Genomic DNA, 13,996 nt, shown 5'->3' on the forward strand with positions numbered 1-13,996 from the left:
GTCTTCATCCGCGCTGCGCGAACGACCAGGCCAGCTCGGCCATGGGCCGTGCCGTGTCGCCCGAGGCCTTGGCCTGCGCGCTGGACGCGGTGCCGGCTTCCACCCGCTTGGCAATGCCCTGCAGGATGGCGGCGATGCGGAACATGTTGTAGGCCAGGTAGAAGTTCCAGTCGGCACGCAGTGCGTCGGGCGTGGCGATGCCGGTGCGTTCGCAGTAGCGGCGGATGTAGCTGTCTTCGTCGGGGATGCCCAGCGCCGCCAGGTCCTGCCCGGCGATGCCGCGGCCCATGGCGGCGGGGATGTGCCAGCTCATGCAGTGGTAGCTGAAGTCCGCCAGCGGATGGCCCAGCGTGGACAGCTCCCAGTCGAGCACCGCGATCACGCGCGCCTCGGTGGGGTGGAACATCAGGTTGTCGAGCCGGTAGTCGCCGTGCACGATGGACACGTGCCCCTCGTCCCGCGCGCTGGCGGGCATGTGGGCGGGCAGCCATTCCATGAGCTTGTCCATCTCGGGGATGGGCTGCGTGACCGACGCGACGTACTGCTTGCTCCAGCGGCCGATCTGGCGGTCGAAATAATTGCCGGGCTTGCCATAGCCGGCCAGGCCCCGGTCGGCGAACTTCACGCTGTGCAGCGCAGAGATCACGCGGTTCATCTCGTCATAGATCGCGGCGCGCTCGGCGGGCTCCATGCCGGGCAGGGACTGGTCCCACATCACACGGCCCTGCATGCATTCCATGACGTAGAAGGCGCGGCCGATGACCGATTCGTCCTCGCACAGCACGAACATGCGGGGCACGGGCACGTCGGTGCCGTACAGGCCGCTCATCACCGCGAATTCACGCTCGATGGCATGGGCCGAGGGCAGCAGCTTGGCCACCGGGCCGGGCTTGGCCCGCATCACGTAGCTGGTGCCGGGGGTGATGAGCTTGTAGGTGGGGTTGGACTGCCCTCCCTTGAACATCTCCACCGTCAGGGGGCCGGCAAAGCCCTCCATGTGCTGTGCCAGCCAGGCCGTCAGCGTGTCGATGTCGAACGCGTGCTGGTCGGAGACGGGCCGGGTGCCCACGAAATGGTCGAAATTGCTCATGGGTGGGCGAGGGGTGTGTTGTCGTTCTTCAGTTGTCGGTTTCGGCAATGCGCATGAGCGCCTCCCGGTCGCGCACCACCAGGCCGCCCGGCTCGATGCGGATGGCATCCTCGCGCTCCATGGCCTTGAGCTCCTGGTTCACCCGCTGGCGCGATGCGCCCAGCAGCTGCGCCAGTTCTTCCTGCGCCAGCTGCAGGCCGATGCGCATCTCGCTGCCGTCCGACAGGCTGGGCACGCCGTAGCTGCGCACCAGGTGCACCAGCTGCTTGGCCAGGCGCGAGCGCAAGGGCAGGGTGTTGAGGTCTTCCACCAGCCCGAACAGCTGCCGTATGCGCCGTGCATGCAGGCGCAGCATGGCCTCGTACAGCTCGGTGTGCGCCGCGAGGATCTTCTTGAAGTCGGCCTTGGCCACGCACAGGATCGTGGTGTCCCCATGCGCATAGGCATCGTGCGTGCGCCGGTCCCCGTCGAAGATCGCCACGTCGCCGAACCAGATGCCCGGCTCCACATAGGTCAGCGTGATCTGCTTGCCCGAGATGGAGGTGGAGCTCACCCGCACCGCACCGCGCGCGCAGGCAATCCACTCCTCGGGCGGGTCGCCGCGGGCGGCGATGAGGCCGCCGTCCTTGAAGCGTTTGACGTATGCACATCGCAGGATGTCGTGGCGTAGCGAGGGTGAAAGGGATGAAAACCAGCGACCTGAGTTGATCGCTTCACGTTCTTCGATAGTAAGAATCGGGTCGTCCATGGCCTGTCTTTTGCGTGACTAGAAACAGGACCATTGTCGCGTGAGGGACCTTCGCGCTGCGTCAGGGTTGTCACCTGCGCGTCTGCGCGTGCGCGCAGAAAAAAACCCCTGGGTGCCGACGGGGCACGCAGGGGCTTGTGGAGCGCTTTGCAAGCGACGCGGACACTGCCGCGGCGCAAGGCGCGCGGTCACTCGTAGCGCGGCGCGCGCTTTTCCAAAAAGGCGGTGATGCCCTCGCCGCCGTTGAGGTGGTGCAGGTTCTTCACGAAGTGGTCGCGCTCGTGGCCCAGGTGCTGGGTCAGGCTGGCACCGGGCGCGTCGTTGAGCAGCTCCTTGATGCTGGCGAGCGCGTTGGGCGCCTTGCCATTGAGCTGCTCGGCCAGCGCCAGCGCCGCATCGAGCGCCGCCCCGGGCTCGGCCACGCGGTTGACCACGCCCAGCGCGTGCAGGCGTTCGGCGCCGATGCGGTCGCCGCCCATCAGGATCTCGGTGGCCGCCTGCCGGGGCAGGGCCTGCGACAGGCTCCAGCTCGCGCCGCCATCGGGCGACAGCGCCACGTTGCTGTACGCCATCACGAACACCGCGTTGCGCGCCGACACGATGAAGTCGCAGGCCAGCGCCAGCGAAAAGCCCGCACCGGCCGCCGCGCCCTCGACCGCTGCGATGACGGGCTTGGGGTAGGTGCGGATGGTCTCGATCCAGTTGTGCAGGCCTTCGATGCTCTGGGCCTGCACCTCGGGCGGCTGCTGGCGGTTGGCCAGCAGGCGCTGCAGGTTGCCGCCCGAGCAGAACATGCCGTCCGAGCCGGTGATGATCACGCTGCGGATGTCGGCGCTGCCTTCGGCCACGCTCAGCGCCTCGATGCCCGCCGCGTACATCGACGGGTCGATCGCGTTGCGCCGTTCGGGGTTGCTGAGGGTCAGGATCAGGGTCTGGCCCTGGCTGGTGCTCTTGAGTTCTGCGGGCATCTTTGTTCTCGAAACGGCTTCGACTGTAGCCGTCAGGTTTTCACGGCGTTATTCACCGCGTGAAGTTTGCCAAAATTGGGCGCGGCCTAAGCGAGGGCAGCCGTGCAAGGGCCGCCCCGCCGCACCGGCTGCGTCCCCCTTCCCGAATTGCATAGCAATTCGAGAGAAGGGGGAAGGCGCGAAAGCGACTCAGGGGGATGCACCGAATTCATTCCTCGACGTGGGTGAGGCTCAGGCCGATGGCGCCGCGCCGGCGCAGCCAGGGGCTGGGGCGGTAGCGGGTGTCGCCATACACGGTCTGCATGTTGAACAGCACCTCGAGGATGTTGGTCGGGCCCCAGCGGTCGCCCATGGCCAGCGGGCCCTGCGGGTAGCCCAGGCCCAGGGTCACGGCGGTCTCCAGGTCCTTGGGCGAGCAGATGCCTTGCTGGCAGATGTCGGCGGCGATGTTGACGATGGTGGCCACCACGCGCTGCGTGACGAAGCCGCCGCTGTCGCGGATCACGCTCACCGCCTTGCCGTCGCGGGCGAACAGGGCGTGCGCCGCGTTGCGGATGTCCACGCGCGTGGCGGGGTTGGTGGCCAGCACGCGGCGCTTGGTGGCTGCGTCCTCCACCAGCATGTCGATGCCGATGGTGCGCGCAGGGTCCAGCCGCTCGACCACCGCCACGGTGGTCACGTCAAAGCCCAGCGGCGCGACCAGCGTGATGGCCTGCGGCGAGGGCGATTGCCCGGTCTCGATGGTGGCGCCCAGGTCCTTGAGCAGCTGGTACAGCTCGGCACGCCGCGCGGCGCGGGGCGACACCCACACCGGCGGGATGTCGCCCACCACGGGCACGGGTGGCTCGGCGGGCACCTGGGCCGCGCCGTCCACGTAGCGGTAGAAGCCTTCGCCCACCTTCTTGCCCACCACGCCCCCGGCCAGGCGCTGCGCGGTGATCACGCTGGGCCGAAAACGCGGCTCGTCGTAGTACTGGCGGTAGATGGATTCCATCACCGGGTGCGACACGTCCAGCGCCGTGAGGTCCATCAGCTCGAAGGGCCCGAGCTTGAAGCCCACCTGGTCGCGCAGGATGCGGTCGATGGTGGCGAAGTCGGCCACGCCTTCGCCCACGATGCGCAGGGCCTCGGTGCCGAAGCCGCGCCCTGCGTGGTTGACGATGAAGCCCGGCGTGTCCTGCGCCTGCACGGGCGTGTGGCCCATCTGGCGGGCGTATGCAGCCAGCGCGGTGCAGACGGCAGCGTCGGTCTTGAGCCCGGCGATCACCTCGACCACCTTCATGAGTGGTACGGGGTTGAAGAAATGAAAGCCCGCCAGGCGCTCGGGCCGCTGCAGGCCCGCCGCAATCGCGGTGACGGACAGCGAGGACGTGTTGGTCGCCAGCACCGCGTCGCTGCGCACCACGGCTTCGAGCTCGGCGAACAGCGTTTTCTTCACATCCAGGCGCTCCACGATGGCTTCCACCACCAGGTCGCAGCCCGCCAGGTCGGCCACCGCCTGCACCGGGTGCAGCCGCGCTGCCAGGGCCGTGGCCTCGTCGGCCTCGATGCGCCCCTTGGCGACCAGCTTGGCCCACTGCTCTTGCAGCGCGGCCTGCGCGGCCTGGGCGGCGCCGGGATTGGCGTCCAGCAGATACACCTGGCTTCCGGCCTGGGCTGCGATCTGGGCAATGCCCCGGCCCATGGCGCCGGTGCCTACGATTCCGATGTGGTGAAACTGAATTTTCATAGCGCCATTATGGCTCTGGCCTTGACCGGGACTTATGTGCAAGAATGGGCCGCACCATAAATAGAACCTATTGTGAAAATCCGTAACACCGTACTTGGAGCCGGGCTGTGGGTGGTTGCTGCGGGCGCCGGTGCACTCTCGCTCGGCAGCAGCAGAGGCACGGTGGTGTTGGGCGCGCCCCTGGATGTGTCGTTCGAGGTGCAGCCGGATGCCGGCTCCGATGTCGCATCGTCCTGCGTGTCGGCCCAGGTCCGGGCCGGTGATACCCCCATCGGCGACGCCCGGGTGCGCATCACGCCGCTGCCCGACATGCGCGGCCGCCCGCCCGGTGTGCGCGTGCAGGCCAACGTGGCCATCGACGAGCCCGTGCTCACGGTCACGCTGTCGGCGGGCTGCAGCAGCAAGATCAGCCGCACCTATACCTTTTTGTCCGAACTGCCTGCCTCGGTGGCGCGCTCCACGGCGCCTGTCGATGTGTCACGGCTGTCGTCGGCAACGCCCGGCTCGGCGGACGTGCCCCGCAGCGCGGCCGGCACCAGCGCCGCAACTGGCATGGGCACGGGCACTACCGCTCAGCGTGCCCCCGCCGGTTCCGCGCCCGCCGCATTGCCCGGTGACACGCCTGCCGCGCCAGCGCGGCCACCCGCCGCGGCTGCCAGCCGGCCGGTGCCACGCGCTGCAGCCAACAATGCGGCGCCAGCGCGCAGTGCGCAGCGCCCTCCCGCGGCTGCGGCTGCGGCCGCTGCACCCAAGCCCGCAGAGCGCTCGCGCCTGGTCGTGGAGCCGCTGGACCTGTGGCTTGACCGCCCCGTGGCCCTGCGTTCGTCGCCCGAGCTGCTGGTCACGCCGTCGGACCAGCCGTCTGCACAGCGTGCCCAGGCTGCTGCGGTCTGGAAGTCCCTGAACGCGCAGCCCGAAGACATCAACCAGGACGCAGACCGCCTGAAGGCGCTGGAGGCCGACATGGCCACCCTGCGCGCCCAGGCCAGCCGCGACCGCGCCAGCGCCGCGCAGGCGCAGCAACAGCTGGAGCAGGTCCAGGAAGAACGTTTCCCCGCCCTGGTGGTGTATGTGCTCGGTGGCCTGCTGGCCGCCGCGCTGCTGCTGGTGGCGTGGGTGCTGGTGCGGATGCGCACCCGCTCCGAGAAGGCCATCCGCGACTGGCGCGACTCCGTGGCTGCGTTGGGCGGGCGCGACCCCGCGCTCGCGGCCCGCGACGAGGCGCTGGGCCTCAGGCCCCATCCGGGCGACACCTGGCTGCCGCCCGACACCACGCCGTCCCCAGTGCCGCAGGCCGCGCCCGCCGCAGCCCCGGCGGCCCAGGGGGCCGGCCGCAGCTCGGGGGCCGCGCCGCTGGCGCCCTCCATGGCGGATACCCAGGCTTCGCCCAGCCCCACGGCGCCGGCGCCTGCGAGCACCGCGGCCACCGCAGCGGCAGCCGCCGCCGCATCGGCCTCCGCCAGCCGGGCAGCGCTGCACATCGTCAGCCCGGAAGAGCTGTTCGACATCCAGCAGCAAGCCGAGTTCTTCATCTCGGTGGGCGAGCACCAGCAGGCCATCGAAGTGCTCAAGAAGCACATCGACGAGCGCGGCGATGTGTCCCCGCTGGCGTACCTGGAGCTGCTGCGGCTGTACCACACGCTGAGCCGCGTGGAAGAGTTCGCCCAGCTGCGCAAGCAGTTCATGCAGTCGTTCAACGCGCAGGTGCCGGAGTTCACCGGCTTTCACCGCACGGGACGCATGCTGTACCACTACACCGATGCACTGGCCGAGATCGAGGCCGAGTGGACGTCGCCGTCCGTGCTGGTACTGCTTGAGAAGTACCTGTTCAGGCGCGATGGTGTCGGCGCCATCGAGCCGTTCGACATGGCGGCCTACGACGAGCTGCTGCTGTTGCTGGCCATTGCGCAGACCACGCCGGCCTCCGCACGCGGCGACGACGGGCCGCGCAAGCGCACCACGCCGCTGGCTCCCGATCGCATCGACGCGGTGGTGATGCCCGAGCCCTCGGCCCCGCCGCCCCGGCCTGCCGCGCCGCAAGACGACCTGCCGCTCGACTCGCTGGCGGCCAGCCTGGAGTTCGATTTCGACGAGTCGCTGCGCACGCCGCGCGCCGTGCAGACACCCGAGCCGCCTGCGGCCACGCGGCCCCCCATGGCACCGCCTGGCGTCGCTGTGGACACGCGGGGCGCGCCGCTGGACCTGGACCTGTCCGAGCCTCCCCACCTCACGCTCAGCGACCTGCCGCCCGTGCCGGTCACGCCGCCTCCGGCATCGGGCGGGGCGGTGGGCTTTGGCATGGACAACGACCTGATGGAACTGCGCCTGGAGCTGGAGCAAAAGGACAACAGCAACAAGGGCCGTCCCTGAGCCGCTGAGCCGCTGAGCGGGGGTTGCGGATGGGCGAGGGGCCGAGCGCTTGCCGGCCTTTCCGAGTTTGTTCCCATTCTTTCGGGTTCTGCCCACGCCCGTCTTGCGGTGCGGGGCAGCGCCGCCGTTCAGCGGGTCCGTGGTGGCTGCCGCTCTGGCAGGCGACGCGACCAAGGCTGGCGCGAGCCGCAGCCCGCAGGGCGCCGCGGGTTCAGGCGGTGGTGCCCACGACCCGCATGGCCCGCATCAGGGCGCCGGCTTCGGCCTCCGGGTCGGGCGCATTGACCAGCGCTCTCACCACCGCGATCGACCCCACGCCGGTCGCCAGGACCTCCGCGAACTGACCGGCGCCAATGCCGCCGATGGCCACCTGCGGGTAGTGGCGCAGCAGCCGCGCGTACACGCCCAGGCGGCCCACGCCCTGGGGCGCGGTGGCCATCTTCTTGAGCGTGGTGGGGAACACGGCGCCCATGGCGATGTAGCTCGGGCCCACGGCATCCGCGCGCACCATTTCGGCATAGCCATGGGTGCTCACGCCCAGGCGCAGGCCGGACGCGCGCAGGGCCTGCAGGTCGTCCGCGCTGAGCGCATCCAGGTCTTCCTGGCCCAGGTGGATGCCGTAGGCACCCGCGGCGATGGCCGCCTGCCAGTGGTCGTTGATGAACAGTAGCGCGGACGTGCCCAGCACGGCCTGCACGGCGGCCCGCACTTCGCGGTCGATGGCCGCGGCGTCGTCGGACTTGAAGCGCAACTGCACCGTCGGCACGCCCGCACGGGCCATGCGGCCCACCCAGTCGGCGTCGGGCAGCACGGCGTACAGACCCAGGTGCTGCGGGCAGGGGGCGAATGCCTGCGCGCGCGGCACGGGCTGCAGGCCGAAGTCCTCGGGCGCGTCGGGCCAGAGTTCGGGCTGCACGGCGCCGGTGCGCTCGGTGCGGGCCTGCCAGGCCTGCGCCACGCATTCGGCGTCGTGGGCGATGAAACCCAGCGTGCTGCAGGCCTGCAGTGCCGCCAGATAGGCCGGGTCCTGCCGGGTGGAGGCAGGCGCCGCCTGGGGCGCAAAGCCCGCAAAGGTGGCGGCGTGGTGCGCAACGATCTGTTGCGCCAGGGCTTTCGTATCAAGCATCTTGAGCATGGTGCCAAAAAGGGGTGCCCAGCACGGGCGTGCTGGGCTGGGCGGCATCCTGCGCCGACATGGCGCCGGCCCGGCGCGCGGTGCGCCCGGCGTTCACCGCGTCGGCAAACGCGCCAGCCATGGCGACCGGGTCTTGCGCCAGGGCGACGGCGGTGTTCAGCAGCACGCCGTCGTATCCCCATTCCATCACCTGGCAGGCGTGCGACGGCAGGCCCAGCCCGGCATCCACCAACATGGGCACGTTCAGCCGCTCGCGCAGCGTCTGCAGGGCATACGGGTTGACGGGGCCGCGCCCGGTGCCGATGGGCGCTGCCCAGGGCATGACGGCCTGGCAGCCCACGTCCACCAGGCGCTGGCACAGCACCAGGTCTTCGGTGCAGTAGGGCAGCACCTGAAAGCCTTCCTTGATGAGGTGTTCGGCCACGCCCACCAGGTTGAGCGTGTCGGGCTGCAGGGTGTAGTCGTCGCCGATCAGTTCGAGCTTGATCCACGGCGTGTCGAACACCTCGCGCGCCATCTGCGCGGTGGTGATGGCCTCTTGCGCGCTGTGGCAGCCCGCGGTGTTGGGCAGCACCGGCACGTTGAGCTTGCGCAGCAGCTCCCAGAAGCTGTTGCCGCTCTCGGCCGGGTTGCTGCCCTGGCGGCGCAGCGACGCGGTGACCATGGCCGGCTGCGCGCGCTGCACGGCGGCCTCCAGCACGGCGGGCGAGGGGTAGCGGGAGGTGCCCAGCAGCAGCCGGCTGGCGAACAGCTGGCCGTACAGCACCAGGGGGTCTTGGGGCGTCGGGGTGGTCATGTCTGTACTATGAATTTGATAGCTGTTAGCGCTTGCTGGATCAGCGGTAGGGGCCGATTTTGCTCGAATTTGAGGGTGGATCAGCCCCCTGTCACGGGCGAGATGACTTCCACCCGGTCGCCCGGCTGCAGCGTGTGGGCGGCATAGCGCGTGTTGGGCACGAAGGTGGTGTTCACCGCCACGGCGAACGGGGGCCGCGCGGCGATGGCGGCCACGGCGTCGGCCACGGTGGCGCCCTCGGGCAGGTCGTGCGGGGTCTGGTTGATGGAGATGTTCATGCGATGGCGCGGGCTGCTGAATCGGTGGCGCGGGCCGGGCCCTCGGGGGTGGGCTCCAGGTCCAGCGCCAGGTCAAAACGTTGCGAAAGCTGCGATTGTCCCGCGTTCAGCACCTCCAGCGTCACATCCAGCATGGCGGGCGCGATCATGAAGCCGTGGCGGTACAGGCCGTTGATCTCCAGCACGCCGGGGCGCGGCTGGCGGATGGCGGGCAGGTTGTCGGGCAGGGTGGGGCGGCACTGCGTGGCCAACTCCAGAATGCGGCCTTCGCCAAATCCCGGGTGCACGGCGTAGGCGGCAGACAGCAGCTCCAGCGTGGAGCGCACGCTGGCGGGAGACAGGTCGTCGGACTCGATCTCGGTGGCGCCGATGACGAACAGGTGGTCTTCCTTGGGCGCGATGTAGATGGGGTAGCGCGGGTGCACGAGCCGCGTGGGGCGCTGCAGCGTCACGTCGGGGGCGTGGATGCGCGCCACTTCGCCGCGCACGCCGCGCAGCGCGGCCCACTGGGGCCGGGCGCCCAGGCCGCGGCAGTCGAGCACCCAGTCGGGCTGGCCCGGCTGGCCGGGGGCAAAGGCCTCGGGCGAGCGGGGTGCGTGCCAGTGGGTGCGCACTGCCAGCCGCTGCATCTCCACCACCAGGGCGGCGAGCAGCTGGCGGTTGTCCAGCTGGCCTTCGCCGGGCAGGTACAGGCCCTGCGCAAACCGGTGGGCCAGCGTGGGCTCGGCCTGGGCCAGGCCGGTGGCATCGAGCTTTTGCAGGCTGGGCAGCTCCTGCACGGTGCGCTGGTTGGTCTCCAGCTGGCGGGTCAGGCGCTGGGCCTCGGCGGCATCCTGCCGGTGCCAGACGATGAGGGTGCCCGCCTGCTGAAAGAACACCGGCTCGGCCAGCGGCGCCAGCAGCTGCGGCCAGCGGGTGAGGGCGTGGTGCCCCATGCGCACCACGCCGGGCTCGGTGATGGCCGATTCGGCCAGGGGCGCCAGCATGGCCGCCGCCACGGTGGCGGCCGAGCCTTCGGCGGCCGGGCCGCCGGCGTCGTAGATGTCGACACGGTGCCCCTGGCGGGCCAGCTCCACGGCCAGAAGACGGCCCATGAGGCCTGCGCCCAGGATGGCAAAGGAAGAGGGTGACAGGGGCATAGGCGATTCGTGTGTCCGTGGGCTGCAGGCCAGGCGCGACGACAGTGCGAGCCGGGGTGCAAGGGACAAAACGGGGCTGTGCCGTTGGTGGAAACTCCCCACGCCAGCATGACCTGGATCGGGTAGCGGGGCGGGTGCATGCCGGTGGCGATGCGGGGCCCCAGGGTATTTCTCAGTCCCCTTGCCGGCCATGCATCCATGACCGGGCGGGCGGGACACCCCTGTTTCGTCCGGAAAAATCAATTACAGCACATCCCTCTGCCGCGCCTTTTTGATGTGGCGCATAGGCCATAATTTTTGCCATGACATCTTCGACTCAGGCGCCCCCCGCGGCGCGGCGTTACGCACGCGTGCTTTCCATTGCCGGCTCGGACAGCGGCGGCGGGGCGGGCATCCAGGCCGACCTCAAGACCTTCAGCGCCCTGGGCTGCTACGGCATGACGGCGATCACCGCCATCACCGCGCAAAACACCTGCGGCGTCACCGGCATCCACGGCATTCCGCCCGAGATGCTCAAGGCCCAGATCGACGCGGTGGTGCAGGACATCGGCGTGGATGCGGTCAAGATCGGCATGCTGCATTCGCCCGAGGTGGTGCGCGTGGTGGCCGATGCCATCCGCACCTACCAGCTGCCGCACGTGGTGCTGGACCCTGTCATGGTGGCCACCAGCGGCGACCGGCTGATCGCGCAGGAGACGGTGGCGGTGCTGGTCCAAGAGCTGTTCCCGCTGGCCGAGGTGATCACCCCCAACCTGGACGAGGCCGGCTGGCTGCTGGGCCGCACGATCGAGGGTGTGGATGCGTTGCAGGGCGCGGTGGATGGCCTGCTGGCGCTGGGCGCGCCCGCCGCGCTGCTCAAGGGCGGGCACTTGCCCGGCGACTGGGTGGTGGACCTGCTGGGCACGCGCGGCGGCGTGGCGCAGCGGCTCGAATCAGCGCGCATCGCCACGCACAACGGCCACGGCACGGGCTGCACGCTGTCGTCCGCCATTGCCGCGCACCTGGCGCTGGGCCTGCCGCTGCAGCAGGCGGTGGAGCGCGCCCGGAGCTACATCCTGGGCGCCATCGCCGCCGGTGCCGACGTGCACACGGGCCGTGGCCACGGGCCGCTGAACCACGGCTATGCGCCGGTGGCGCAGGTCGTGGTTTATTGATTCGGCGTTCTTCAACTTGAACCGTTCACGCTGAGCTTGCCGAAGCGCCGCGCAAGGCTTCGACAAGCTCAGCCCGAACGGTTTGTTCAAGTTAAATAAAAGATGCCGCAGCCATGGGGATGGTTCGGGACTGATGTATGGCTTTTAGGCTGCTACCGCTTGTCCATAAAGCGGTAGAAGCTATGAATTTGGTAGCAACGCCAGGGTGAAGGCGTTGCAGGCTTTGCCAGGGGTGCAGATCACGCAGCGCGCGGCCGCGTGGCCAGCGCCAGCACAAAGCTGAACGCCAGCGCCGGCAGTGCCGACCCGGCCCCGGGTACCACCTGCGGAGCCAGGTGGTACACCGCGATGCCCAGCACCCAGATGGCCACCGGCGCCGCATTCACGCGGCGTGCATTGGCCAGCAGTGCGGGCGCGTTGGCGCCGAATGCCAGGCGGCCCAGGATCACGCCGAACAGCGGCACGAACACCGAACTGAGCAGCAGCAGGAAGGGCTCCAGGCTGTGCATGGGCAGCACCAGCGCGAGGGCGGTGCACACGGCGGCCACGCCCAGGCCCCAGCGACGCACGCTCCAGCGCGGCAGCAGGCTGTGGGCCGACACCGCGCCCGAGTACGTGTCGCCGTAGGCGTTGTCCACCTCGTCGATGAGGATCAGCGACAGTGCGATCAGCCCGCCCTGGGCCAGCAGCAGCGCCTGCACCAGGTCCTTGCTGGGCAGCGTCAGCGCCACCAACACGCCCAGGGTGTAGCACCACATGTTGGCCAGCGCGTAGCCCAGCCAGGTGCCGCGCAGCGCAGCGCCACCGCTCTTGCCGTGGCGCGCGTAGTCGGCCACCAGCGGCAGCCACGAGATCGGCATTGCGATCACCAGGTCCAGCGCGGGCAGCACGCCCATGCCGCCTGCGCCCTTGCGCGTCCACAGCGCTTCAAAACCCTGGGCTTGCGCCAGCGACAAGAACTGCCACGACAGCCAGAGCAGCGACAGCACCACCAGCGGCAGCGCCACGCGGGCAATCACCTTGCGCACCAGCTGCACCATCGATCCGCTGATGAGCAGCATCACCACGCCGCCCCACAGCAGCGTGGCCAGCACGGGCCAGTGCGCGCCGGCCAGGGTGCCGGACTGCTGGCCGATGGCCACCGTGGCATCGCGCATGACCACCAGCTCGAACGTGCCCCAGCCCACCAGCTGCACGATGTTCAAGATGATCGGCAGGCTGGCGAACGTGCGGCCGTACACCGCATGCATCAGCCCGGCGCTGGCCAGGCCGCTGTCGCAGCCCAGCTTGGCCACCCAGCCCAGCAGGCCCGCGCCCACGATGGAGCCGCAGACGATGGCGATCAGCGCCTCTTGCGTGCCCAGCGCAGGCATCAGGTACGCGCCCACCTGCATGACCAGCAGGCCCACGCCCAGGCTGAACCAGAGCGAGGCGTGGTCGTGCCACTGGAAGACGCGGCGGTCGGGGGAGACGGGGGCCAGCGCTTCGTTGGTGGCAGCGGGCGCGGCGGTGTGGACAGGCATGGAGGGCTCCGTAGACAGACAGGCGTACAGAGCAGGGGCGGCCCGGGTGGCTGGCGCCCGGCAGCGCAAGGGGTGCAGGGCGTGGCGTCGTCGGACTTGGCTTCCCTGCGCGAGGATGATCTCACGCACACAGCCGTCAGGCGATCAGACGGCGGGTGTGCAACAGGTTCAAAGGGTGTGATCTCAGCCCCGCGCTCGGCGGGACACCCCTAGCATTGCCGCCCGAAGGCAGCGGCGCGATTGTGCCACGCGGAAACGGTCGGTTACGACCGGGGCGGCAAAGGGGGCGAGGCGTGGGCGCGGGTGAAGGAACTCCCCACGCACGCCCAGTCTTGGAACTCAGCAGCCCCGCGATGGCATCAGCCCTGGGCTTGCGCGCCCGCCAGCAGGGCCTGCAGTGCGGCACGCAGCACGCCCGTGCCTTCCTGTGCACTGAGCAAGCCCGCGCTCACGAAGGCGCCGTTGACCAGTACCGCCAGCTGGGCCGCCAACTGGTCAGGCCGGGGAGCGCCCAGCCGCTCTGCGATCTCATGCAGTCTTTGGCGCAGCGCCTGCATGTGCCGCTGCGATACCAGGCGCGCGGGGTGGTCCTGCTCGGCAAATTCGGCGGCCACGTTGATTTGCGGGCAGCCCCGGTAGTTCGACCGTGCCAGGCGCTCGCCGATCCAGCCCATGTGGGCGTTCAGCTCGCCCGCCGGGTCGTCGCCGAACTGCGCGGCCACTCCGTCCCACGTGGCCCAGAAGTCCACATCCTCCCGCTCCAGAAACGCCACGATGAGGTCGTCCTTGGTGGGGAAGTAGCGGTACAGGCTGGTCTTGGCGACCTCGGCCTCCAGCACCACCAGGTCCACCCCCACGGCGCGCACGCCGCGTTCATAGAACAGCCGGGAGGCCGTGTCCAGGATGCGGCTGCGCACATCGGCGCCGTCGCTGGCGGCGGCCTTGGCAGCGCGCCTGGGCGCTGGGCGGGTGGGAGCGGCCGTGGCGCTGGCGCTGGCGTCCACCGACGGGACACCCCGGACGGCAACGGGTTCAGAAGTTTTTGCAGTGGGCATGTTGACAATGA

Annotated in this window: 12 protein-coding genes; 2 read left to right on the plus strand and 10 right to left on the minus strand. The window is 69.8% G+C overall.

What is annotated here, in order from left to right; genetic code table 11:
* Positions 1-4: 4 nt before the first annotated feature.
* The 4 genes from ACSQ3D_RS07225 to ACSQ3D_RS07240 all read right to left on the minus strand — a co-directional run bounded on the left by ACSQ3D_RS07225 (position 5) and on the right by ACSQ3D_RS07240 (position 4,535).
* A complete protein-coding gene (locus tag ACSQ3D_RS07225; protein ID WP_436126399.1) occupies positions 5-1,090 on the minus strand; it encodes a phosphotransferase in 1,086 nt (361 codons plus the stop codon).
* Between the two features lie 28 nt (positions 1,091-1,118).
* Entirely contained in the window at positions 1,119-1,838 is a 720-nt protein-coding gene (locus tag ACSQ3D_RS07230; RefSeq protein WP_056421251.1) for a Crp/Fnr family transcriptional regulator, read from the minus strand.
* A gap of 188 nt (positions 1,839-2,026) precedes the next feature.
* Positions 2,027-2,806 carry an oxepin-CoA hydrolase, alternative type gene (locus ACSQ3D_RS07235; protein WP_436126400.1) on the minus strand — a complete coding sequence of 260 codons (780 nt, stop codon included), beginning with the start codon at positions 2,804-2,806 and terminating at the stop codon, positions 2,027-2,029.
* 208 nt (positions 2,807-3,014) lie between these two features.
* A complete protein-coding gene (locus tag ACSQ3D_RS07240; RefSeq protein ID WP_056423223.1) occupies positions 3,015-4,535 on the minus strand; it encodes a 3-hydroxyacyl-CoA dehydrogenase in 1,521 nt (506 codons plus the stop codon).
* A gap of 72 nt (positions 4,536-4,607) precedes the next feature.
* Here ACSQ3D_RS07240 and ACSQ3D_RS07245 point away from each other — a divergent pair, with 72 nt between their 5' ends.
* On the plus strand, positions 4,608-6,905 hold the full coding sequence (locus ACSQ3D_RS07245) for a type IV pilus assembly protein FimV (RefSeq protein WP_436126401.1): 2,298 nt from the start codon (positions 4,608-4,610) through the stop codon (positions 6,903-6,905).
* A gap of 211 nt (positions 6,906-7,116) precedes the next feature.
* Here ACSQ3D_RS07245 and ACSQ3D_RS07250 read toward each other — a convergent pair whose 3' ends face one another.
* The 4 genes from ACSQ3D_RS07250 to ACSQ3D_RS07265 all read right to left on the minus strand — a co-directional run bounded on the left by ACSQ3D_RS07250 (position 7,117) and on the right by ACSQ3D_RS07265 (position 10,253).
* Positions 7,117-8,031 carry a thiamine phosphate synthase gene (locus ACSQ3D_RS07250; RefSeq protein WP_436126725.1) on the minus strand — a complete coding sequence of 305 codons (915 nt, stop codon included), beginning with the start codon at positions 8,029-8,031 and terminating at the stop codon, positions 7,117-7,119.
* Positions 8,024-8,836 (minus strand): thiazole synthase, encoded by an 813-nt coding sequence (locus tag ACSQ3D_RS07255; RefSeq protein WP_436126402.1) that lies wholly within the window; start codon positions 8,834-8,836, stop codon positions 8,024-8,026. The genes ACSQ3D_RS07250 and ACSQ3D_RS07255 overlap by 8 nt, the downstream gene beginning before the upstream one ends.
* A gap of 80 nt (positions 8,837-8,916) precedes the next feature.
* A complete protein-coding gene (thiS, locus tag ACSQ3D_RS07260; RefSeq protein WP_056168117.1) occupies positions 8,917-9,114 on the minus strand; it encodes a sulfur carrier protein ThiS in 198 nt (65 codons plus the stop codon).
* Positions 9,111-10,253, minus strand: coding sequence for an FAD-dependent oxidoreductase (locus ACSQ3D_RS07265; protein WP_436126403.1), 1,143 nt, complete (start codon positions 10,251-10,253; stop codon positions 9,111-9,113). The genes thiS and ACSQ3D_RS07265 overlap by 4 nt, the downstream gene beginning before the upstream one ends.
* A 302-nt stretch (positions 10,254-10,555) precedes the next feature.
* Between ACSQ3D_RS07265 and thiD the strand changes: the two genes are divergently transcribed.
* Positions 10,556-11,407, plus strand: coding sequence for a bifunctional hydroxymethylpyrimidine kinase/phosphomethylpyrimidine kinase (gene thiD, locus ACSQ3D_RS07270; RefSeq protein WP_436126404.1), 852 nt, complete (start codon positions 10,556-10,558; stop codon positions 11,405-11,407).
* Between the two features lie 239 nt (positions 11,408-11,646).
* On the opposite strand, the gene ACSQ3D_RS07275 is transcribed toward thiD, so the two are convergent.
* Together ACSQ3D_RS07275 and ACSQ3D_RS07280 are read right to left on the minus strand one after the other, a co-directional pair.
* Positions 11,647-12,930: a purine-cytosine permease family protein gene (locus ACSQ3D_RS07275; RefSeq protein WP_056421258.1), complete on the minus strand. Its 1,284-nt coding sequence runs from the start codon at positions 12,928-12,930 to the stop codon at positions 11,647-11,649.
* 359 nt (positions 12,931-13,289) lie between these two features.
* Positions 13,290-13,985, minus strand: a complete 696-nt coding sequence (locus ACSQ3D_RS07280; RefSeq protein WP_436126405.1) for a TetR/AcrR family transcriptional regulator — start codon at positions 13,983-13,985, stop codon at positions 13,290-13,292.
* Positions 13,986-13,996 lie beyond the last annotated feature (11 nt).

Source organism: Acidovorax sp. LjRoot117 (assembly GCF_964252695.1).
In the GTDB taxonomy this organism is placed as follows: Bacteria; Pseudomonadota; Gammaproteobacteria; order Burkholderiales; family Burkholderiaceae_C; genus Acidovorax.

What these genes read in the sequence shown, in the direction of transcription:
- ACSQ3D_RS07225 (WP_436126399.1), bottom strand. Translation starts at nt 1,090, where the DNA reads ATGAGCAATTTCGACCATTTCGTGGGCACCCGGCCCGTCTCCGACCAG.
- ACSQ3D_RS07255 (WP_436126402.1), bottom strand. Translation starts at nt 8,836, where the DNA reads ATGACCACCCCGACGCCCCAAGACCCCCTGGTGCTGTACGGCCAGCTG.
- ACSQ3D_RS07280 (WP_436126405.1), bottom strand. Translation starts at nt 13,985, where the DNA reads ATGCCCACTGCAAAAACTTCTGAACCCGTTGCCGTCCGGGGTGTCCCG.
- thiS (WP_056168117.1), bottom strand. Translation starts at nt 9,114, where the DNA reads ATGAACATCTCCATCAACCAGACCCCGCACGACCTGCCCGAGGGCGCC.
- thiD (WP_436126404.1), top strand. Translation starts at nt 10,556, where the DNA reads ATGACATCTTCGACTCAGGCGCCCCCCGCGGCGCGGCGTTACGCACGC.
- ACSQ3D_RS07275 (WP_056421258.1), bottom strand. Translation starts at nt 12,930, where the DNA reads ATGCCTGTCCACACCGCCGCGCCCGCTGCCACCAACGAAGCGCTGGCC.
- ACSQ3D_RS07235 (WP_436126400.1), bottom strand. Translation starts at nt 2,806, where the DNA reads ATGCCCGCAGAACTCAAGAGCACCAGCCAGGGCCAGACCCTGATCCTG.
- ACSQ3D_RS07240 (WP_056423223.1), bottom strand. Translation starts at nt 4,535, where the DNA reads ATGAAAATTCAGTTTCACCACATCGGAATCGTAGGCACCGGCGCCATG.
- ACSQ3D_RS07250 (WP_436126725.1), bottom strand. Translation starts at nt 8,031, where the DNA reads ATGCTTGATACGAAAGCCCTGGCGCAACAGATCGTTGCGCACCACGCC.
- ACSQ3D_RS07230 (WP_056421251.1), bottom strand. Translation starts at nt 1,838, where the DNA reads ATGGACGACCCGATTCTTACTATCGAAGAACGTGAAGCGATCAACTCA.
- ACSQ3D_RS07265 (WP_436126403.1), bottom strand. Translation starts at nt 10,253, where the DNA reads ATGCCCCTGTCACCCTCTTCCTTTGCCATCCTGGGCGCAGGCCTCATG.